Genomic DNA, 20,552 nt, shown 5'->3' with positions numbered 1-20,552 from the left:
CGCGGCTCCGCCGCGGCGGCGAAGCAGTTTTTCCCGTGGCGAAGGCTTCGCCGCGGGAGCGAGGAACCCGACATGGCCAGTCCATCGCAATCGACGCTCGACCTCGCCATCGACGGCATGACCTGCGCCGCCTGCGTGGCGCGGGTGGAGAAGGCGCTTGCCGACGTGCCCGGCGTGGCGGCGGCCGAGGTCAACCTGGCGACGAAGAGCGCCCGCGTGCGCGCCGCCGGCGCGCTGCCGCCGCCCGAAACGCTGGTCGCCGCGGTGGAGGACATCGGCTACGGCGCCGAGCCCATCGCCGTGACGACCACCGTCACCGAAGCCTCGGGCGACCGCGCTGTGGCGCGGGCGCGCGCCGCCAAGCACCGGGCGATGCTGGCGCTGGCGCTGGTCTCGCCCTTCCTGCTGGCGATGGCCGCGCTGCCGTTCGGCCTCGACCTGATGCCCTCGGCGTCGATGCAGTTCGTGCTGGCGACGGTGGTGCAGTTCTATCTCGGCGGCCGCTTCTACCTGTCGGCCTGGAAGGCGCTGCGGGCCGGGGCGGGCACGATGGACCTGCTCGTCGCGCTCGGCACGACGGCGGCCTACGGGCTCAGCGTCTGGCTGTGGTGGCGCGCGCTCGGCATGGGCCACGACCACGAGACGCACCTCTATTTCGAATCGTCCTCGGTCGTCGTCGCCTTCGTGCTGCTCGGCAAGTGGCTGGAGGAGCGCGCCACGAGCGAGACGGCGTCGGCCATCCGCGCGCTCGCCCGGCTGCGGCCGAGCACCGCCATCGTGCTCGACGACGGCATCGAGGTGGAGACCGCCATCGAGCACGTCGAGCTCGGCGACCTCGTGCTGGTGCGGGCGGGCGAGCGCATCGCCGTCGACGGCCGCGTCGTCGAGGGCTCCGCCGGCGTCGACGAGTCGATGGTGACCGGCGAGAGCCTGCCGGTGGCGAAGACCGTCGGCGCGACGGTCATCGGCGGCACGGTGAACCTGGACGGACGGCTGGTGGTGGAGACGACGGCGGTCGGCGCGGAGACGACGCTGGCCAAGGTCATCCGCCTCGTCGAGACGGCGCAGGCCTCCAAGGCCCCGGTGCAGAAGCTCGTCGACCGGGTCAGCGCGGTGTTCGTGCCGATCGTGCTCGCCGTGGCGCTCGTCACCTTCGTCGGCTGGCTGGCGACGGGCCACAACTGGGACGCCGCGCTGGTCGCCGCCGTCTCCGTGCTGGTCATCGCCTGCCCCTGCGCGCTCGGCCTGGCGACGCCGACCGCCATCCTCGCCGGCACCGGCGTCGCCGCCAAGCACGGCATCCTGGTGCGCGACGCCGCCGCGCTGGAGCTCGCCGCGCGGGTCGGCGTCGTGGTGTTCGACAAGACCGGCACGCTGACGCTGGGCGAGCCCTCCGTCACCGAGGTCCGGGCCGCGCCGGGCGAGACGGAAGAGCGCGTCGCCGCGCTGGCGGCGGCGCTGGAGGCCGGCAGCGACCACCCGCTCGCCGAGGCGATCCGGCGTGAGGCGCTGGCGCGCGCCAGCGCGCCCTGGCCGGCGGCGGACGGCTTCCGCGCCGTGGTCGGCGGGGTCGAGGGCCGCGTCGACGGCCGCGCCCTGCTGCTCGGCAATGCCGCGGCGCTCGACCAGGCCGGCGTCGACCGCGCCGCGCTGGCCGCCGAGGCGGACGATCTGGCCGGGCGCGGCCACGGCGTCTCCTGGCTCGGCGACGTCGACGGCAGGCGCGTGCTCGGCTTCGTCGCTTTCGCCGACAGGCCGCGCCCCACCTCCGCCGCGGCCGTCGCCGCGCTCGCCCGCGAGGGTGTCGAGGCGACCATGCTGACCGGCGACGGACGCGGCGCGGCGGCGCGCGTGGCGGCGGAAATCGGGCTGCCCCGCTTCGTCGCCGAGGTGAAGCCGGACGGCAAGGCGGCCGAGATCGCGCGGCTTCGCGCCGGCGGCGCGGTCGTCGCCATGGTCGGCGACGGCGTCAACGACGCGCCGGCGCTGGCGGCGGCCGATGTCGGCATCGCCATGGGCGGGGGCACGGACGTGGCGGTGGAGACGGCCGGCATCACGCTGATGCGCGGCGACCCGCGCCTCGTCGCCGCGTCGATCGACCTGTCGCGGCGCACCGTCGCGACAATTCGCCGCGGCCTGTTCTGGGCCTTCTTCTACAACGTGGTCGGCATCCCGCTCGCCGCCTTCGGCATCCTGTCGCCTGTGTTCGCGGGGGCGGCGATGGCGCTGTCGAGCGTCAGCGTGGTGCTCAACGCCCTGGTGCTGCGCGGCTGGAAGGCACGTCTGGATTGAGGCGGGGGCCGGGCTGGTAACCAAATCGTAAACAGATGCGGTTACCAAAGTCTGACGATCAGCGTCGGAACCCGGCCATGCAGACTCCCGAGACCCCCTCGTCGCCCACCCCCGCCACCGTTGACGCCCCGGCCGCCGAGGCTCCGCGCGAGGCGCAGGCCGCGCCTGTTTCCGACGCCAAGCCCGCCGAAGCCGTCGCCCCGGCCGCCGCCTCCGCCCCGGAGAAGCGCGCCGAGGCCCCGTCGCTGTCAGCCGGCGAGCGCCCGGCGCCGCAGCCCGCCGTTCCCGCCGGCGGCAAGCCCTGGCTCCCGCCCGGCGTCGCCGCCGCGCTGCGGTCCGGCGCATCCCGGCTGAAGGTGGAAGCGCGCGCCCACGGCGCGGTCCTCGCCGTCGCCGCCGTCCTGTTCGGCGCCGGCGTTGCGCTCGGCATGGCGACCGCCGGCGGCGGCGCGCCGGTCCAGGTTGCCCGCCACGATGCCCGTCAGGAGGCCGCGGCCGGCGTGCAGGCGATGTTGCAATGGAAGGGCGCGATGGCCATCGGGCCGGGCCCCGCCCAGCCGGAAAATCCGCGCCTCGCGGCCGACCTCAAGGCCCTGCGCGCCAATGTCGACGCGCTGCGGGCCTCGCTCGACGACCTGCGCGGGCTCGACAAGCGCGTCGCCGCGCTGGGCCAGGGGCTCGAGCGCGTCCGCGCCGAAGCCGCGCAGAACGCCACGCTGCTGAACGGCCAGTTCGACAAGGCGCGCAATGAGACGACCGCCGCGCTGGGCCAGATCTCGGCCACGGTCAAGGGCATCGACCAGGCGAGCCGCGAGCCGGCCGCCAAACTGGCCCAGATCGCCGAGAAGCTGGACCGCCTCGAGAAGGGCGGGCCGCTGACCACCGCGTCGATCCAGCCCGCCGGCCCGTCGCAGCCGCCTCAGGCCGCCGCCGAGCCGTCGCCGCCGCGCGGCCGGCCGCTCGCGGGCTGGGGCGTCCACCAGGTCCGCAACGGCGTCGCCATCGTCGAGGGTCCGGACGGCGTCTACGAGATCATGCAGGGCCAGACCGTGCCGGGACTCGGGCGCATCGAGGGCTTCGAGCGCAAGGGCAAGGGCTGGCAGGTGGTCACGGCGAGGGGCGTCATCGAGCCGGTGGCGCGCTGACCGCCGGTTCTGTCCACAGCTTTCGCGCGGCCGAGCCAAAGCTCTGGCCCGCAAGGGTTTTCCGCTGCGCTCAGGCTCTCCGCGCGCCGCCGGACGGCCGGGCAAGTAGTGGTCCGAATGGCGCGCCGCGCGGTTTCGGTGTTGGGTTCCACGCGGAGTGGGACCATGACGAAGACGCGCAGCGCACCCGCCGATCATTTCAAGTCCCGCATGGCGGGCCTCATCGTCCTCGACGCCAACGACCCCGAGGTCGAGCAGCGCATCGGCGAGCACATCTTCAAGGGCCGGGCCTTCGCGCTCGACTACCGCAAGGTGCCGGTGCTGCAGCGCGAGGCCCTGCAGGACCTTCACGTGCTCCACCTGCGCGCCATGCAGGATCTCGCCCGCGAACGCTTCGCCGGCCGCTTGAACTGAGGCCGCCCCCGGTCCAGCATAAGGCGGGGAGCAGCCTCGCAACCGCCGCAAACCTGAATTACCGATCGCCTCCGCAGGCCCCCCGTCCTGCGTCTTCACTCCAAGCAGGGACCGCCGCCACGTGACCTCTCCGCAGCGCCACACGCGCCCCGATTCCCGCCCGGGCCAGTCCAGCCGTCGAGAGGCCCGGCCCGACGCCGCGCCGCAGGCTCACGACGACGGGCACGACGACATCATCTATCCCTCCGCGATCCCGTTCGTGCTGGTGCACCTGGCGTGCTTCGCGGCGCTGTGGACGGGCGTGACGACGACCTCGGTCGTCATCTGCGTGGCGCTGTACTGGCTGCGCATCTTCGCCATCGGGGCCGGCTACCACCGCTATTTCTCGCACCGCTCCTACTCCACGAGCCGGGTGTTCCAGTTCGTGATGGCGGTGCTGGCGCAGAGCACGGCGCAGAAGAGCGTGCTGTGGTGGGCGGCCAAGCACCGCCACCATCACCTCCACTCCGACACCCCGCTCGACGTCCACTCGCCTCGGCACAAGGGCTTCTTCTATTCGCATGTCGGCTGGATCTTCGACCGCCGCCATGAAGACACCAACCTCGTCAAGGTCGAGGACTTCGCCAAATATCCCGAGCTGATGTGGCTGCACCGGCTGGAGCTCGCGCCCGCCGTGGCGCTGGGCGCGCTGTGCTTCGCCATCGACGGCTGGGCGGGGCTGGTGGTCGGCTTCTTCTGGAGCACCGTGCTGGTCTACCACGCCACGTTCTGCATCAACTCGCTGGCGCATGTTCACGGCCGCAAGCGCTACGTGACGGGCGACGACAGCCGCAACAATTGGCTGCTGGCGCTGGCCACCATGGGCGAGGGCTGGCACAACAACCATCACGCCTACCAGAGCAGCGTGCGCCAGGGCTTCCGCTGGTGGGAGGTGGACCCGACCTTCTATATCCTCACGGCCTTGTCCTGGGTCGGCGTGGTGTGGGACATGAAGTCGCCGCCCGAGGCGGTGCTGCGCAACGAGCAGAAGCTCGGCAGCCGCGTCATCGAGAAGGCGGCGGCCGACCTCGTGGCCACCTTCAACGTCGAGAGCATCGCCGCCGCCGTCGCGGCCTCCTTGCCGGGCGCGCACGCCGTGGCGGAGCTGCGCGAACGCCTTGCCAGCGCGCAGACCCGGGCCGCCGACGTGCTGGCCGGCATCCACCTGCCGCATCTGCCGACGCGGGAGGATCTGCGCGAGCGCGCCCACGCGATGTTCGTGCGCACGCCCTCGCTCGACGACATCGTCGAGCGCGCCCACCACGCGCTGCTCGACAAGGTCGGCGCACGGCTGGCGCTGACGGCCTGACGGCGGCTCAGGCGGCGGCGGTTTCGGCGACCCGGCCGAGCCGCTGGCCGCTCTCGCGGTCGAACACATGGATGCGCTCGGCCGCGATGCGCAGGCCGAGGCTTTTCGCGTCCGCCGGCACGACTCCGGTTCCTGCCTGCACCACGAAGGGCTGGCCGCCCAGCGCCCCGTAGAAAAGCTGCGTCGCGCCGAGTTCCTCCACGAAGTCGATCGGCAGCGACACCGAGTTCGAGGCGCTGCCGACGATCTCCAGGTCCTCGGGGCGAATGCCGACCTCGACGAGATGGCCGGGCTGCAGGCCCGCCCGCATGTCGGAGACGTCCAGCACCGCGCCGTCGACGCGCACGCGTCCCTCTCCCTCCACCACGCCGTCGAGCAGGTTCATCGGCGGCGAGCCGATGAAGGTGGCGACGAAGCGCGTTGCCGGCCGGCGGTAGACCTCGGAGGGCGCGCCGACCTGCTCGACCCGCCCGGCGTTCATCACCACCAGCTTGTCCGACAACGTCATCGCCTCGACCTGGTCGTGGGTGACGTAGATCGAGGTGACGCCAAGCGCCCGTTGCAGCTTCTTGATCTCGACGCGCATCTGTACGCGCAGCTTGGCGTCGAGGTTGGACAGCGGCTCGTCGAACAGGAACACCTGCGGCTTGCGCACGATGGCGCGGCCCATGGCGACGCGCTGGCGCTGGCCGCCGGACAGGGCGCGCGGCTTGCGATTGAGGAACGGCTCGATGGCGAGGATGCGCGCCGCCTCCTGCACCCGGCGGTCGATCTCGTCCTTCGGCGTGCGGCGGTTGCGCAGGCCATAGGCGATGTTGTCGTAGACCGACATGTGCGGGTAGAGCGCGTAGTTCTGGAACACCATGGCGATGTCCCGGTCGGCCGGCTCGACCTCGTTGACCTCCCGTCCGCCGATGGCGACGGAGCCGGAGGTGATCGTCTCCAGCCCGGCGACCATGCGCAGCAGCGTGGACTTGCCGCAGCCCGACGGGCCGACGAGCACGCACAGATGGCCGTCGGGGATGTCGAGGCTCACCCCCTTCACCGCCTCGATGTCGCCCGCGTAGACCTTGCGGACGTTCTGGAGGGTGACGACAGCCATTCTTATTTCTCCGTCTCGACCAGGCCGCGCACGAACAGCTTCTGCATGACCAGCACGACGAGCACGGGCGGCAGCATGGCGAGCACGGCGGTGGTCATCGCGATTTGCCATTCGGTGAGCGCGTCCTGCGTCACCAGGAGCTTCTTGATGCCGACGACGATGGTCTGCATGTCCGGCCGCGTGGTGATGAGCAGCGGCCACAGATACTGGTTCCAGCCATAGATGAACTGGATCACGAACAGCGCCGCCATCGTGGTGATCGACAGCGGCAGCACGGTGTCCTTGAAGAACTTGAGCGGCCCGGCCCCGTCGATCTTCGACGCCTCGACGAGCTCGGGCGGGATGGTCATGAAGAACTGCCGGAACAGCAGCGTCGCCGTCGCCGAGGCGATCAGCGGCACGGCGAGGCCGGCATAGGTGTCGAGCAGGCCGACCTGCGCCACGACTTGGTAGGTCGGGTAGATGCGCACCTCGACCGGCAGCATCAGCGTGATGAAGATGAGCCAGAACGCCGCCATGCGGAACGGGAAGCGGAAATACACGACCGCGTAGGCGGAGATCATCGAGATGGCGATCTTGCCGAGCGCGATCGCCAGCGCCATGACGAAGCTGTTGAGCATTAGCATGCCGACCGGCTCGCCCGAGCTGCGCCCGCCGTGGCCCAGCGCGCGGGTGTAGTTCTCCACCGCGTAGGGGCCGGGATAGAGCGGCATCGTGCCGTTGGCGATGGTGCCGGCGTCCCATGTCGAGCCGACGACGGCGAGCCAGACCGGGAAGGCCAGGATGCCGACGCCGATCGTCAGGATCAGATGGGGCAGCATGTCGCTGAACCAGTGGCGGCGCTCGACCATCAGGCGCTTCCTCCGCGCGGGGGCATCAATAGGTGACCTTCTTCTCGACGTAGCGGAACTGGATGGCGGTGAGCGCGATCACGATGGCCATCAGGATCACCGACTGGGCGGCCGAGCCGCCGAGGTCGCCGCCGAGCCGGCCGTCGTTGTAGACCTTGTAGACCAGCGTTTCGGTGGCCTTGGCCGGCCCGCCGCGCGTGATCGCGTCGATGATGCCGAACGTGTCGAAGAACACGTAGACGATGTTGACGACCAGCAGGAAGAACGTGGTCGGCGACAACATCGGGAACACGATGGTCCAGAACCGCCGCGTCGGGCGCGCGCCGTCGATGGCGGCGGCCTCGATGAGGCTCTTGGGGATCGATTGCAGACCCGCCAGGAAGAACAGGAAATTGTAGCTGATCTGCTTCCAGGTCGCGGCGAGGATGACCAGCAGCATCGCGTCGCCGCCGTTGAGCAGCGGGTTCCAGTCGACGCCCATGCCGCGCAGCGTGCGCCCGATCATGCCCAGCGATGGTTGGAACATGAACAGCCAGAACACGCCCGCGATGGCCGGCGCGACCGCGTAGGGCCACACCAGCAGCGTGCGGTAGGCGGTGGCCCCGCGGATCTGCTTGTCGGCCATGACCGCCAGAAGCAGCGCCAGCGACAGCGACAGGAAGGCGACCGAGCCGGAGAACACCACCGTGTTCACCATGGCGCCGTAATAGGAGGGGTCGCGCAGCAGGACCTGGAAGTTCTCCAGCCCCACGAATTCCGTCGTGAGGCCGAACGCGTCCTCCAGACGGAACGACATCCACGCCGCCTGCGAGGCCGGCCAGTAGAAAAACACCAGCGTGACGGCGAGTTGCGGCGCGAGGAGCAGATAGGGCAGGAGGCGGTTGTTGAAGACCGTGCGTCTGTCCATGCGTCCTCTTCGATGCGTGCGCTTTGGATGGAATGCGCGTTGACTACGCCCAGCCGGGAAGGATGGTTCGGACCGCCCGGTTGTCCGAAAGGCAAGCCGGCCGCGCGGACGCGGCCGGGGTCGATGTCATGCGGCCGCTCCCTGGGGGAGCGGCCGGGCGGCCCTTAGCGGCCGGCGGTGCGCTCGAACTGGCGCAGCGTGGCGTTGGAGCGCGACACGGCGTCATCCAGCGCCTGCTGCGGCGACTTCTTGCCGGCCAGCGCGTTCTCGAGCTCTTCCGAGATCATGTCGCGGATCTGCACCATGTTGCCGAAGCGCAGGCCGCGGGAGTTCTCGGTGGGCTCCTTGTTGGTGAGCTCCTTGATCGGCGTCTCGCGATCCGGGAAGTCCTTGTAGAAGCCGGACGCCTTCACCTTGTCGTAGGCCGCCTTGGTGATCGGCAGGTAACCGGACTCGATGTGCAGCTTGGCCTGGCGGTCGGTGTCCGACAGGAAGGTGAAGAACTTGGCGACGCCCTTGTACTCGGCCGCCGACTTGCCGCCCATCACCCACAGCGAGGCGCCGCCGATGATCGAGTTCTGCGGCGCGCCGGGCGCGTCGGGATAATAGGGCATCGGCGCGGCGGCGAAGTCGAACTTCGCGTTGGCCTTGACGTTGCCGTAGAAGCCCGACGAGGTGAGCATGATCGGGCACTCGCCCGAGGTGAAGCGGCCCTCGTTCTCGTTGCCGCGGCCCGAATAGTCGTAGGTCTTGTCCTTCTGCAGATTGACGAGGTCCGTCAGCAGCTTGACGTGCAGCGGGCTGTTGAACTTCATCTCGGTGTCGAAGCCGTCAAGGCCGTTGGCCTTGGTGCCCATCGGCACGTTGTGCCAGGCGGAGAACTGCTCGACCAGGGCCCACGGCGACCACGCGGCGGTGAAGCCGCACTTGTCCCAGCCGGCCGCCTTCAGCTTCTTGCCGGCCTCGAACACCTCCGGCCAGGTCTTCGGGATCTCGGCGATGTTGGCCTTCTTCAGCGCGTCGCGGTTGACCCACATCACCATGGACGACGAGTTGAACGGGAAGGACAGCATGTCGCCCTTCGCCGTGGAGTAGTAGCCGGTGATGGCCGGCAGGTAGGACTTGGGATCGAAATTCTCGCCCGCCTCCTTCATCATCTCCTGCACCGGCTTGATGGCGCCCTTGGCGGCCATCATCGTCGCGGTGCCCACCTCGAACACCTGGAGGATGTGCGGCGCGTTGCCGGCGCGGAACGCGGCGATGCCGGCGTTGAGCGCGTCCGGATACGAGCCCTTGTAGGTGGCGACGACCTTGTACTCTTTCTGCGAGGCGTTGAAGTCGGCGGCGAGCTTGTTGACGACGTCGTTGTTGGCGCCCGTCATCGCGTGCCACCACTGGATTTCCGTCTGCGCGGAAGCCGGCGCGGCCATCGACATGGCCAGCACGGAGATGGCGGCGGTCAGGTGAAACTTCATTCGTCTTTCTCCCTTCGGTCCCACAACACGGGTCCGGTGAACCCCGCCCTCGATGGAACGGATGTTGTGGTTTGGTGCCAGCTTAACATGAACGTTCCACGACAGTTCAACGACAAATGTGACGGTCGTGCGCTTCCGCCCCTTCGGCGCGGCCCGTTCGGCCGGGCGGGAAGGGTCGGCGGGGAGCACGGCAACGCGACGGGCCCGCGCTTTAAATGACGCCGTTGCCGGATCGACTTAACGAAATCCGCATGTTTCATTATTCGCGACAGCGTTCTGGCTGGAATGGCCCAGGGAGGGGCGACCATGGCGGACGAGGTGGCGAGCCATTATGGCGGGGCGGGCGATCTGGCGGGCGCGATCGCCGACAGGCTGCGCCAGGCCGGCAAGGACATGGACCGGCTGACGACGGCCGACCTCGCGTCCGTCGACGAGTTCCACATTCGCGGCCGCAAGGCGACGCTGGAGCTGGCCGCATCTCTTAACCTCGACGGCAACTCGCGCGTGCTGGACATCGGCAGCGGGCTCGGCGGGCCGGCGCGGACGCTGGCCGAGACCTTCTTCTGCCACGTGACGGGCATCGACCTCACCCAGGCCTTCTGCGACGCCGCGACGGCGATGAGCGGCTGGGTCGGCCTCGCGGACCGCGTCGACTTCCGGCAGGGCGACGCGACCAGCCTTCCCTTCGACGACCATGCGTTCGACGCGGCGATGACCATGCATGTCGCCATGAACATCGCCGCCAAGGACCGGATGTACGCGGAGGCGAGGCGCGTCCTGAAGCCCGGCGGCCGCTTCGTCGCCTACGACGTGCTTCAGGGCGAGGGCGGCGAGGTGATCTACCCGGTGCCGTGGGCGCGCGAGCCTTCCATCAGCCACCTCGCGACCCCCGACGCCATGGCGTCCCTGCTGCGCGACGCGGGCTTCCGCATCGTGGCGACCGAGGATTCGACCGAAGCGAGCCAGCGCTGGTTCGAGGACATGGCCGCGCGCATGGCGGGCTCGGGTCCGGCCGTGACCTTCCAGACCTTCCTCGGCGCCGACTTCGCGACCATGGCCCGCAACCAGGTCGCCAACCTCCGCGACCGCCGCATCCGCACGGTCAGCTACGTGTGCGAGGCGTGAAGGGGGAACGCGCCGCCGGTCGCCGTGCCGGCGGACGTTTTCAAGTCGCATCGATACGAAAAAAGCTTTGGCGCACCCGACACGATTCGAACGTGTGACCTTTGCCTTCGGAGGGCAACGCTCTATCCAGCTGAGCTACGGGTGCTAGCCGCCCTATGGGGCGACGGGTTCTGTCTAGCCGATTGCGTGGCGCGGTTCAACCGCGCGGCGGCGGACGTCCGCACCCATCCAGATTCTGTCCCGCCGGCCTCCCCGGCCGCCTCGGGGGCGCGGCGGGGAGCGCCTTTCCGCCACGCTTGACTCGGCCCGGGAAGTCGCCGAATGACCGGCTTCGGCCGTCGCGGCCTGTGGGAGTCTCGGGAATGGAACTCGGTGTCGTCGGCCTCGGCCGGATGGGCGCGAACATCGTGCGCCGGCTCGCCCGCAACGGGCATCGCTGCGTGGTGTTCGACCGCAACCCCGAGCCGGGCCGCGTGCTCGCCGCCGAGGCCGGGGCCACCACGGCGGCGGATCTCGCCGGCGTCGTCGCCGGCCTCGCCGCGCCGCGCGCCGTGTGGGTGATGCTGCCCGCCGGCGCGGCCACGGAGGCGGCGGTCCAGGAGCTCGCCGGGCTGATGGAGCCGGGCGATGTCATCATCGACGGCGGCAACTCCTTCTGGAAGGACGACGTGCGGCGCGGCGCGGAGCTGAAGGCGCGCGGCCTGCATTACCTCGACATCGGCACCAGCGGCGGCGTCTGGGGGTTGGAGCGCGGGTACTGCCTGATGATCGGCGGGGACAGCGAGCCGGTCGCGCGGCTCGACCCCATCTTCGCGGCGCTCGCGCCCGGCCTCGGCGACATCCCGCGCACCCCCAACGCCGGCGCGCTCGACCCGCGCGTCGAGCAGGGCTACATCCACGCCGGCCCCACCGGCGCTGGGCATTTCGTCAAGATGATCCACAACGGCATCGAGTACGGGATGATGCAGGCCATCGCGGAGGGCTTCGACATCCTCAGGAACGCCGCCACGCCCGCGCTGCCCCCCGAGCACCGGCTGGAGCTGGACCTGCCCGGCATCGCCGAGGTGTGGCGGCGCGGCAGCGTCATCACTTCCTGGCTGCTCGACCTCACCTCCGCCGCGCTGGCGGAGGAGGCGGACCTCGGCAGCTATTCCGGCCATGTCGAGGATTCCGGCGAGGGCCGCTGGACCGTGCAGGCCGCCGTCGAGGAGGCCGTGCCGGCCGAAGTGCTCACCGCCGCCCTCTTCGCGCGCTTCCGCTCCCGGCAGGACCACACCTTCGCCGAGAAGGTGCTCTCCGCCATGCGCAAGGGCTTCGGCGGCCACCAGGAGCCCGGCAAGAAATGAGCGGCGCGGACAAGACGGCCCCGGTGAGCGTCGTCGTCATCATGGGCGTGTCCAGCTCCGGCAAGACCACCACCGCCAGCCTGCTGAGCGAGCGGCTGGGCTGGCCGTTCCGCGACGCCGACAGCTTCCATCCGCCGGCCAATGTCGAGAAGATGAGCCGCGGCGTGCCGCTGACGGACGCCGACCGCGCCCCGTGGCTGGAGGCCATCGCGGCGTGGATCCGCCAGCGCATCGCCTCCGGCGAGCCCGGCATCGTCACCTGCTCGGCGCTGAAACGCGCCTATCGCGACGTGCTGATGGCCGGAAACGACGGCGCGCGCCTCGTGCACCTGGTGGGCGACCGCGCGCTGATCGGCGACCGCATGGCGCGCCGGCGCGACCACTTCATGCCCACCTCCCTGCTGGACAGCCAGTTCGCCACTCTGGAGCCGCCCGCGCCGGAGGAGAATGTGCTCTCCGTGCCGGTGTCGCAATCGCCCGCGCAGGTGGCCGAGACGATCATCGCCGCGCTGGGGCTGCGCAAGCGCTGAGGCCGGTCCGGCGTCCGGCGTAGCGGAGCGCTCGCGAACGCGGCATCATCGCGCCCTGTCCCGGAGCGATGCGCATGGCCCCCTCGCGGCGTGACCTTCTGGCCCTCGGCGCTGTCGCGCCCCTTTTGCCCGTCGCGCCCGGGCGCGCGGCGGGGGCGTGGCGCGCCGCCGCCCCGATGCCCTCGGCGCGCACGGAGATCGCCGGCGCGCTCGTCGGCCGCCTTGTCGTGGTGGCGGGAGGCTATCACGGCGAGCGCGAGACGCAGATTTTCGACCCCGCCGCCAAAAGCTGGCGCGTGGGCGCGCCGCTGGCCGCCCCGGTCCACCACGCCGCCGCCGCCGCGTTCCAGGGCGGGCTCGTCCTCGCCGGCGGCTTCGATCCCGGCTGGCGGCCGCTCGCCGCCGTGCGGCTCTACGACCCCTCGCGCGACGCATGGACTTCGTTGCCCGACCTGCCGACGCCGCGCGGCTCGCCCTGCGCCGCCGTCTGGCGCGGCCGCCTGCACGTCGTCGGCGGCAGCGGCGCGGACGGGCGCAACACGCCGGCGCACGAGGCGTTCGACCCGGCGACCGGGCGCTGGATGGCGCGCGCGCCGCTGCCGACCGCGCGCGACCATTTCGCCATGGCCGAGATCGGCGGACGATTCGTCGCCGCCGGCGGACGGCGCGACGGCGACCCCGGACGCAATCTCGGGGTGGTCGAGATCTACGATCCGGAGCGCGACGCGTGGTCGCGCGGACGCGACATGCCGACCCCGCGCAGCGGCGTCGCCGCCGCCGTGCTGGACGGGTCGGTGGTGGTGGTCGGCGGGGAATCGCGCGAGCGCACCTTCGCCGACGCCGAGGCCTACGACCCGGCGTCGGATGCCTGGACGGCGCTGCCGCCCATGGCCACGCCGCGCCACGGCCTGGTCGCGGCGGTGTTCGAGGGCGCGCTCTACGTCGTCGGGGGCGGGCCGCGTCCGGGCGCGACGCGGTCCGACGCGGTGGAGGTCTACCGGCCCTGACCGCTCGGCAGCGGCGCGGGAGCGGGATCCGCCCCGGCGCGGTCGCGCCAGACCTTGGCGGCGGCCATGCCGACCAGCATCGCCGCCACGAACAGCCAGACTTTCGGCGCCAGCGTCGCCAGCGCGGCGATGGCCGGGCCGGGGCAGAAGCCGGCCAGCCCCCAGCCGACGCCGAACAGCGCCGCGCCGCCCAGCAGCGGCCGGTCGATCGCCGACGCGGTCGGCACGTGGAACGTCCGGCCGGCGACGGGCGCGCGCCGGGCGAAGGCCAGCCTGTAGCCCGGGATCGTGACGGCCAGCGCGCCGGCCATGACGAAGGCGAGCGTCGGATCCCACGCGCCCGCCACGTCGAAGAAGCCGAGCACCCGCGCCGGGTCGATCATGCCCGAGATGGCGAGCCCGGCCCCGAACACCAGGCCCGCGAGAAGCGATATGACAGCCGCCATGGTTCAGCCCGCCAGGTGACGCGTGACGAAGACGGTGAGCGCGGCCGTGGTCATGAACACCGCGGTCGCCGCGATCGAGCGCGGGGACAGGCGGGCCAGTCCGCAGACGCCGTGCCCGCTGGTGCAGCCGGAGCCGACCGTCGCCCCGAAGCCGACCAGCAGGCCGGCGGCGACCGTGGCCGGGACCGAAGCCGGGAAGCCGAGATCGGCGAGATCGGCCGCGCCGGTGGCTCCCGCGAGGAGAGCGCCGGCCGGCAGCCCGGCCAGGAAGGCCAGCCGCCACGGCCGCTCGAGGCCGAACATCGCGTTGACGACGATGCCGCAAATGCCGGCGATGCGGCCGATGCCGGCCATCATGGTCACCGCACCCAGCCCGATGAGGAGGCCGCCAGCGAGGCCGTGCAGGGGGGAGAAGTCGATCATGTCAGGCTCCCGGCCGCTCGATCGGGCCGCCCGCCGCCTTCCACGCGGCGAGGCCGCCGTGCAGGTGCGACACGCCAGTGAGCCCCGCTTCCTGCGCGGCCTGGGTCGCCATGGCGGAGCGCTCGCCGTGGGCGCAGTAGAGCACGACGCGGCGGTCGCCCCCGATGGCCCGCATGATCCCGCCCGCGCCGAGGTCGTCGCGGAACCGCCCATAGGGCTCGTGCAGCGAGCCGGGGATGACGCCGTGGCGCTCGCGCTCGGCCCTGTCGCGAAGGTCGACGAACACCGTCCCGGGGTCGGCCAACAGCTTCATGCCCTGCTCCGGCAGCACCGCCCAGCCGCGCTGCGCCACGGTGTCCTGGGCGAAGCCGATATGCATGTTGGCGGGCACCGCCACGTCCATCATCTTCGGGTTCGGCAGGTTGAGGCTGTTCATGATGGCGACGTACTGGTCCACCGACTGCACCTGCAGGCGAGGATTGCAGCGCTTCTCCTCGCCGATCGTGCTCACCGTGTCGCCCTTGTAGTCGTGGGCCGGGTACACCATCGTCTCGTCGGGCAGCCTGAGCAGGCGGTTGAACAGCGAGTCGTACTGCGCGCGGGCGTCGCCGTTCTGGAAATCGGTGCGGCCGGTGCCCCGGATCAGCAGGGTGTCGCCGGTGAAGACGCGGTCGGGCAGGGCGAAGGAATAGGAGTCGTCGGTGTGGCCCGGCGTGTAGATGACGTCGAGGCCGATGCCCTCGATGTCGATGCGGTCGCCGTCGCCGACCCGCATGGAGACGACGTCGGCCTTGGTGTTCTCGCCCATCACGGTGATGCAGCGCGTGCGGTCGCGCAGTTCCGCCAGGCCGGTGATGTGGTCGGCGTGGAGGTGCGTGTCGACTGCCTTGACCAGCCGCAGGTCAAGCTCGTTGAGCAGCTTGATGTAGCGGTCGACCTTGTCGAGCACGGGGTCGATGATGAGCGCCTCGGCGCCCCGGCGGCTCGCCAGAATGTAGCTGTAAGTGCCGGAAACGTTGTCGAAAAGCTGCCTGAAGATCATCTCGCCGCCCTCCGCTGCCGTGGCCGGCGACGCTATCCGTCGTTGCGAATTGTTAAGTTATCGCCGGCGGCAAACAGTGTCACCGCGCAAAGGGCCGCGCAAGCGGTTCAGCGCACGGCGTCGGCGGCGGCCTTGGCGGCCTTGCGGTTGGTTTTGCGCTTGGCCTCGTCGCCGGCGCGCTCCGCATCGGTGATCCTGCGCGCGCGGTCCTCGCAGCGGTGGCGGAGCTCCTCCAGCTCCTCCTCGGTGAGGTTTTCGATGCCGATATAGCGGTTCTGGGCGTGGCTGGTGCGGATCAGCTCGTCGAGCTTGGTCTGCAGCGCCGCGCCGTCGCGGTTTTGCGTGTTCTGGATCAAGAAAACTTGCAGAAATGTAATAATCGTCGTGCCGGTGTTGATGACCAGCTGCCATGTATCCGAGTAATGGAACAGGGGGCCGGTGATCCCCCACACCAGCACGGTGCCGACGGCGAGGGCGAATGTGATCGGCCGTCCCGTCGCGTGTGAAACAGCGCCCGCGAAAGCGCTGAAGATCTTGGTGAACTGCATCGTTCTTTCGCTCCGGACTTGCAACGTGCGACGGCGCGAAAAGGATGCACGGCCGCCCCGGCGCGCCATGGGCGGCCCGGCCGGCTTCGGAATACGCCGTTGAAACACAGCCGAGCAACGGCTCGAAATCCGCGATCTCCATACAGACGAAGCGCATTGATCGGAAGTTCCGGCGTGAAGAGTCCGCCAGCCTTGGCGATGACGACTTTCGATGTTCCGGGCCGCATTCGGCCGATGCCGCGAGTCATCATGGAGTTGCACGCATAAGTTTCAAATTGTTGCATTTGGCGAGGGATCATGTTGACCCACGTACATAAAGAAACTTGCCCCGCGGCCACGGTTCAGGTGTCCTCTCGTCACCATCAGGCTTCACCTTGGGCATTCGAGAGGTCTTCCATGCCTGCTTCGCGTTCGGGTCTTCTCCTCGCCACGGCGGTCGCATCGCTCGCGCTGCTGGCGCAACCTTTGTCCCAGATCGGGCTCGGCGTCTCGCCCGCCCTCGCCAAGGAGGGAGGCGGCAATGGCGGCGGTAACGGTGGCGGCAACGGCAATGGCGGCGGCAACGGCAATGGCAATGGCGGCGGGAATGGCGGCGGCGCCTCCGCCGACGCTTCCGGCGGCGGCAATGGCCGTGGCGGCGGCAATGCTGGCGGCATGGGCGGCGGCACGGGGGGCGGCATGGGCGGCGGCATGGGCAGCGGCCAGGGCGGCGGCTCCTCCCACGGCGGCGGCCAGGGTTCGCGCGGCGGCTCGGGCATCGGCGGCCCGGTCGGCGCGCTCGCGGATTTCCTGAGCGGCGTCACCTCGGGCGGCGTCTCCTCGCAGCGCGGCTCGGCCCGGACGGCCGACGCCGTCTCCGGCGGCAAGAGCGCCGGCAAGAGCGCCGACAAGAGCGCCGGCCGGCAGGCTTCGTCCGTCCGCACCGCGTCCGTCACCGAGGACAAGAAGGCGTCCAAGACGCAGCTCGCCTCGGCCTCCCAGCTCGGCCGGCTGAACGCCTCCCACGCCTCGCCGCGCGCCCTGGAGCGCGCCTCGGCGAACTCCACGGTCGGCAAGATCGCCGCCTACAAGGAGGCGATGGCGGCCGCCACGGCCGCTTCCGCCGCCCTGAAGGACGCGACGGCCAAGGTCGGCACCGCCCAGGCGGCGCTCGACGCCAGCAAGAAGGCGGTCGAGGACGCCCAGAAGGCGCTCGACGCCGCCATCGCGGCGGCTGCCAAGGCCGCGACCGAGAAGGCGGCGCTCGACCAGGCGGTGCTCGACGCGCAGGCCAAGCTCGACGCCTCCATCGCGGCCGTCGCCTCTGCGCAGACGGCCTACAACGCCGCCGCGGCCGCCGCGGCCGCCAACCCGCTCGACTCGGCGCTCGCCGCCGCCGCGGCCTCGGCCCAGGCCACGCTCGACGCCGCCAAGGCGCAGCAGTCGACCGACCAGGCCGCGGTCGACGCAGCCAACCAGGCGGTGGCCGACAACGCCGCCGCCGCCGGCAAGGTCACCGAGGCGCAGACAGCCTACGACGCGGCGGTCGCGGCGCAGACCACGGCGACGACCGACCTCGCCGACGCCCAGGCCGCCGAGCAGGCCGCCAAGGACGCGCTGGCCGCGGCCACCGAGCAGTCGGCGACCTCGCTCGCCTCCGCCGCCAACAAGTCGATCGACGACGCGGTGGTCTCGCAGGTCAACGCCAATCTCGGCCTGACGGCGGACGACACCCTGGTCGGCGACGTCGCCACCCAGGCCGAAGCGATCCGCACCGGCACGGCGACGCCCTGATCCCACCCTTCCCCGGCCCCCTCGGCGCGCCCCGGATCTTCCGGGGCGCTTTTTTTTGGCGATCATGCCCTTTATGAACCACGGCGTTATCGCGCCTGTGCCCAAGCCTCGACTTGGACTGCAGGAAACTCAGCGCGGCTGCCGGTCTTATTTTTATCGGGCTATCTTCCCGACGGCCGCGTCAAACTCCTCCTCCAACATACCGGCCCCGGCATCTTCGGTCGCGCGTTTAAACGCGGCGTCATTATCCTGGCGCGACCTATTGACACGCGCTTACCGACGCGCTTATGACTCTCGTTACGGTCGAGGCCACGGTGTCGATTCGGACGCTCTTCGTGAGGTGAGGTTGCCATGTCTGATCACGACCCTTCATTGGAACAGGCGTTCAATCTGATCCGCAAGGCATTCGAAAAGGTTGCAGACGAGGCTTATGCGCGCGGGCAAGCTTCTGAGCGTGACCGCATCCGGGGGCTCATTGCTTCAGCCACCGTCATCCACCCGCCCACGGTCACGGTGTCTCCACCGACCGCCAAAGATAGAGCGCGGAAACGGGCACCGAAAGGCAGCGTAGCGACGCTGATCGAGCGGTCTCTAAAGGCTCGTGGAGCTTGGGGCGCAACGACGGCGGAAATCATGGGGGACCGGGCGGGGGAAGCGGAATCGCTGATCCAGATTTCGTCTGTGCGCGGTGAACTCCGCCGCGGCGCGGCCACAGGAAAATACGAGGAAAATACGTCGGGGCGGTGGTTTCTTGTCCGCTTCCACGACAGGAATTCGGCGGAGGGCAATCCTCCTACAGACCCCTCCGCCGAAAATTGAGCATCATGGAGCGCATATGCCGCCCACAACACGTAGAGCCTAGCTAGGCTAGGCACCCCGGCTCGACCGCGCCGATATGGGCGGTCTTGCCGTCTTCCGGGCCGCAGCACGATTGCAACGCGATGCGGTTCGCAGGGGCTGTTTGGGCCTCACGGGGTGCGGACTGATCATCCCGCCCCACCCTGCTTCCAGACAAAGCAGTAGCTATCACACCGCGCCGGGGATTTGAATCCCCGACGTCACTTTTTAGTTAGCCGTCTGCCCGATAAGTCAGGCGCTTGCCGACAAGCCTCCGGAGAGCGTTCGAAGTGCGCCGGTCGTCGGTGACCCTACCGCAATGCGGTTTGTAGCGAAAAATCGTACTCCGCAGGGGTAGCAGTGCAATTGCCGCTCTCCAGAATTATGCCCGCCATGCCGCGCTTGATTGCAAAAACCTTCAAGCGTGTTGTGAGCATCTCCCTCCACCTGTTCGTTCGCCGCGTGCATGAAGGTTTGTGCTCGGCAACGTTGTGGTGCATGTCACCATACAACAAGCTTTCGTCCGTGGAGAGACAATCCTCGTGAGAAAGGTTGTCCGCGACGATCCATGACCGCCCGCTTCGTCGCACGCTCAACATAGAACGACCGAACGCTCCGCCACGCTCAAGAGAGAGCACGTGGTGCTTCCCGGACAGGCCGATTTTAGCGCGCTTCGTGATTTCCGCGCGGCGTTGCCGGCGCGCATAGCTTCGCAGGGCGGCGCCGGAACCGGGGGCGCGGGAAGCCATTGACTCCGGGTCGCGCCGCTGGAATCTATAGCGGAACAAACTGTGAACCAACCGTCGACGAAAGAGCCACGTGGAGCCATGACCGCTTCCGCGAACCCTTCCCTATGGCCCGCCCCGGGCGGCGGCCTCCCCGCCCCCGGCGGGAGGGGCGCGCGCGGCCGCGCCGGGGGAAGGGCGGACGAGGCGAAGGCCGGCGCTCCGGGCTCCGGCGACGCAAAGTCCAACGCTTCGGGCGACGCCGGCTCCCGCCCGCCCTCGTCCGCCGCGCTGACGGAGCACGCCCACGGCAAGCCCTCGTCCGCCGCGATCGAGCGCAAGGCCGGCGAGACGCCGGCCGCCGGGGCGGGGGCGCTGCCGGCCTTGCGCGCGCGCATCGCGGCCATCGGGGCGGATGGCGGGGCGCGGGCGCTGGAGGCGCCGCGCGGGGTCGCGCCGCTGGGGAGCGCGGACGCCGACCTCGCGCTGGGCGGCGGGCTGGCGCGCGGCGGCGTCCACGAGGTGCGGCCCGCCGAGCCGGGCGACGCGGCGGCCGCGGCCGGCTTCGCCCTGGCCTGCGCGGCGCGCTTCGCCTTCCACCGCGCGGCGTCCTCGCGGCCCTGGCTGTGGGTGCGGCAGGACCTCGCCGGGCGCGAGACGGGCGAGCCCTACGGGCCCGGCCTCGCCGCCTTCGGCCTCGATCCCGCCCGGCTGACCCTGGTCGCCGCCGCCGACGCGCGCGACGCCCTGCGGGCGGCCGAGGAGGCCCTGCGCTGCGCGGCGCTCGGCGTCGTGCTGATCGAGCCGTGGGGCGACCCCAAGGCGCTCGACCTCACCGCCACGCGCCGCCTCGTGCTGGCGGCGGAGGCCTCCGGCGTGCCCGCCTTGCTGCTGCGCGCCGGCGCGCATGGCGGGCCGGGCGGGGCCGCCACGCGCTGGAGCGTCGCCGCCGCGCCCAGCGACGCCCTGCCTTCGCGCGGAAACTTTCCCGGCATCGGCCGCCCGCGCTTCGCGGCGGTGCTGGAACGCAGCCGCCAGCCCGGGGGCACCGGGCGCGGCGGACGCTGGATCATGGAGTGGAACCCCGATGAGCGCCTCCTCGCCGAGCCCCCGCCTGCTCTCGCTCGTGCTGCCGCGTCTGCCGACGCCGGTGAAGATCACACCCTCGATATTGCCCGGCGGATTGTAGGTGTTGCTGCTGGTCATGACGGTGTCG

General features: G+C 70.6%; 19 protein-coding genes and 1 tRNA gene. 11 read left to right on the top strand and 9 right to left on the bottom strand.

Annotation, left to right across the window (positions count from 1 at the left end; all coding sequences use genetic code 11):
- The first annotated feature begins 72 nt into the window (after positions 1–72).
- The 4 genes from NK718_RS19065 to NK718_RS19050 all read left to right on the top strand — a co-directional run bounded on the left by NK718_RS19065 (position 73) and on the right by NK718_RS19050 (position 5,199).
- Positions 73–2,292, top strand: a complete 2,220-nt coding sequence (locus NK718_RS19065) for a heavy metal translocating P-type ATPase (protein WP_254745576.1) — start codon at positions 73–75, stop codon at positions 2,290–2,292.
- Between the two features lie 77 nt (positions 2,293–2,369).
- Positions 2,370–3,437 carry a hypothetical protein gene (locus NK718_RS19060; protein WP_254745574.1) on the top strand — a complete coding sequence of 356 codons (1,068 nt, stop codon included), beginning with the start codon at positions 2,370–2,372 and terminating at the stop codon, positions 3,435–3,437.
- Between the two features lie 165 nt (positions 3,438–3,602).
- Positions 3,603–3,851: a hypothetical protein gene (locus tag NK718_RS19055; protein WP_254745572.1), complete on the top strand. Its 249-nt coding sequence runs from the start codon at positions 3,603–3,605 to the stop codon at positions 3,849–3,851.
- A 235-nt stretch (positions 3,852–4,086) separates the two neighbouring features.
- Entirely contained in the window at positions 4,087–5,199 is a 1,113-nt protein-coding gene (locus tag NK718_RS19050) for an acyl-CoA desaturase (protein WP_254745657.1), read from the top strand.
- A gap of 7 nt (positions 5,200–5,206) precedes the next feature.
- On the opposite strand, the gene NK718_RS19045 is transcribed toward NK718_RS19050, so the two are convergent.
- The 4 genes from NK718_RS19045 to ugpB all read right to left on the bottom strand — a co-directional run bounded on the left by NK718_RS19045 (position 5,207) and on the right by ugpB (position 9,534).
- Positions 5,207–6,301 (bottom strand): sn-glycerol-3-phosphate import ATP-binding protein UgpC, encoded by a 1,095-nt coding sequence (locus NK718_RS19045; RefSeq protein WP_254745570.1) that lies wholly within the window; start codon positions 6,299–6,301, stop codon positions 5,207–5,209.
- Positions 6,302–6,303: 2 nt separating this feature from the next.
- Positions 6,304–7,152, bottom strand: coding sequence for a sn-glycerol-3-phosphate ABC transporter permease UgpE (gene ugpE, locus NK718_RS19040; protein ID WP_254745568.1), 849 nt, complete (start codon positions 7,150–7,152; stop codon positions 6,304–6,306).
- Between the two features lie 25 nt (positions 7,153–7,177).
- Positions 7,178–8,059, bottom strand: coding sequence for a sn-glycerol-3-phosphate ABC transporter permease UgpA (gene ugpA, locus NK718_RS19035; protein ID WP_254745566.1), 882 nt, complete (start codon positions 8,057–8,059; stop codon positions 7,178–7,180).
- 164 nt (positions 8,060–8,223) lie between these two features.
- Positions 8,224–9,534, bottom strand: coding sequence for a sn-glycerol-3-phosphate ABC transporter substrate-binding protein UgpB (gene ugpB / locus NK718_RS19030; protein ID WP_254745564.1), 1,311 nt, complete (start codon positions 9,532–9,534; stop codon positions 8,224–8,226).
- 306 nt (positions 9,535–9,840) lie between these two features.
- Between ugpB and NK718_RS19025 the strand changes: the two genes are divergently transcribed.
- On the top strand, positions 9,841–10,659 hold the full coding sequence (locus NK718_RS19025) for a class I SAM-dependent methyltransferase (protein WP_254745562.1): 819 nt from the start codon (positions 9,841–9,843) through the stop codon (positions 10,657–10,659).
- A gap of 68 nt (positions 10,660–10,727) precedes the next feature.
- On the opposite strand, the gene NK718_RS19020 is transcribed toward NK718_RS19025, so the two are convergent.
- A tRNA-Arg gene (locus NK718_RS19020) sits at positions 10,728–10,804 on the bottom strand.
- A gap of 217 nt (positions 10,805–11,021) precedes the next feature.
- Between NK718_RS19020 and gnd the strand changes: the two genes are divergently transcribed.
- The 3 genes from gnd (at position 11,022) to NK718_RS19005 (ending at position 13,542) form a co-directional block, all read left to right on the top strand.
- Positions 11,022–12,005, top strand: a complete 984-nt coding sequence (gene gnd, locus NK718_RS19015) for a phosphogluconate dehydrogenase (NAD(+)-dependent, decarboxylating) (RefSeq protein ID WP_254745560.1) — start codon at positions 11,022–11,024, stop codon at positions 12,003–12,005.
- Positions 12,002–12,535: a gluconokinase gene (locus NK718_RS19010; protein WP_254745558.1), complete on the top strand. Its 534-nt coding sequence runs from the start codon at positions 12,002–12,004 to the stop codon at positions 12,533–12,535. The genes gnd and NK718_RS19010 overlap by 4 nt, the downstream gene beginning before the upstream one ends.
- A 74-nt stretch (positions 12,536–12,609) precedes the next feature.
- Complete coding sequence (locus NK718_RS19005) at positions 12,610–13,542, top strand: Kelch repeat-containing protein (RefSeq protein ID WP_254745556.1); 933 nt, start codon at positions 12,610–12,612, stop codon at positions 13,540–13,542.
- Here the strand turns inward: NK718_RS19005 and NK718_RS19000 are convergent.
- The 4 genes from NK718_RS19000 to NK718_RS18985 all read right to left on the bottom strand — a co-directional run bounded on the left by NK718_RS19000 (position 13,530) and on the right by NK718_RS18985 (position 16,001).
- Positions 13,530–13,988 carry a YeeE/YedE family protein gene (locus NK718_RS19000; protein WP_254745554.1) on the bottom strand — a complete coding sequence of 153 codons (459 nt, stop codon included), beginning with the start codon at positions 13,986–13,988 and terminating at the stop codon, positions 13,530–13,532. The genes NK718_RS19005 and NK718_RS19000 overlap by 13 nt on opposite strands.
- A 3-nt stretch (positions 13,989–13,991) precedes the next feature.
- Positions 13,992–14,411, bottom strand: coding sequence for a YeeE/YedE family protein (locus NK718_RS18995; protein WP_254745552.1), 420 nt, complete (start codon positions 14,409–14,411; stop codon positions 13,992–13,994).
- Position 14,412: 1 nt separating this feature from the next.
- Positions 14,413–15,453 carry an MBL fold metallo-hydrolase gene (locus NK718_RS18990; protein WP_254745550.1) on the bottom strand — a complete coding sequence of 347 codons (1,041 nt, stop codon included), beginning with the start codon at positions 15,451–15,453 and terminating at the stop codon, positions 14,413–14,415.
- A gap of 107 nt (positions 15,454–15,560) precedes the next feature.
- The gene (locus NK718_RS18985) at positions 15,561–16,001 is read right to left on the bottom strand and encodes a low affinity iron permease family protein (RefSeq protein WP_254745548.1); all 441 of its coding nucleotides are present in this window, start codon (positions 15,999–16,001) and stop codon (positions 15,561–15,563) included.
- Positions 16,002–16,397: 396 nt separating this feature from the next.
- Between NK718_RS18985 and NK718_RS18980 the strand changes: the two genes are divergently transcribed.
- The 3 genes from NK718_RS18980 to NK718_RS18970 form a co-directional block, all read left to right on the top strand.
- A complete protein-coding gene (locus NK718_RS18980) occupies positions 16,398–17,774 on the top strand; it encodes a hypothetical protein (protein ID WP_254745546.1) in 1,377 nt (458 codons plus the stop codon).
- A gap of 351 nt (positions 17,775–18,125) precedes the next feature.
- Positions 18,126–18,593 carry a hypothetical protein gene (locus NK718_RS18975; protein ID WP_254745544.1) on the top strand — a complete coding sequence of 156 codons (468 nt, stop codon included), beginning with the start codon at positions 18,126–18,128 and terminating at the stop codon, positions 18,591–18,593.
- An 845-nt stretch (positions 18,594–19,438) separates the two neighbouring features.
- A partial coding sequence (locus NK718_RS18970) for an ImuA family protein (RefSeq protein ID WP_254745542.1) occupies positions 19,439–20,552 on the top strand: 1,114 nt, incomplete at its 3' end.

Source organism: Alsobacter ponti (genome assembly GCF_024294805.1).
Lineage (GTDB): Bacteria > Pseudomonadota > Alphaproteobacteria > Rhizobiales > Beijerinckiaceae > Alsobacter > Alsobacter ponti.
This window is presented reverse-complemented; position numbering and strand designations above follow the sequence as displayed.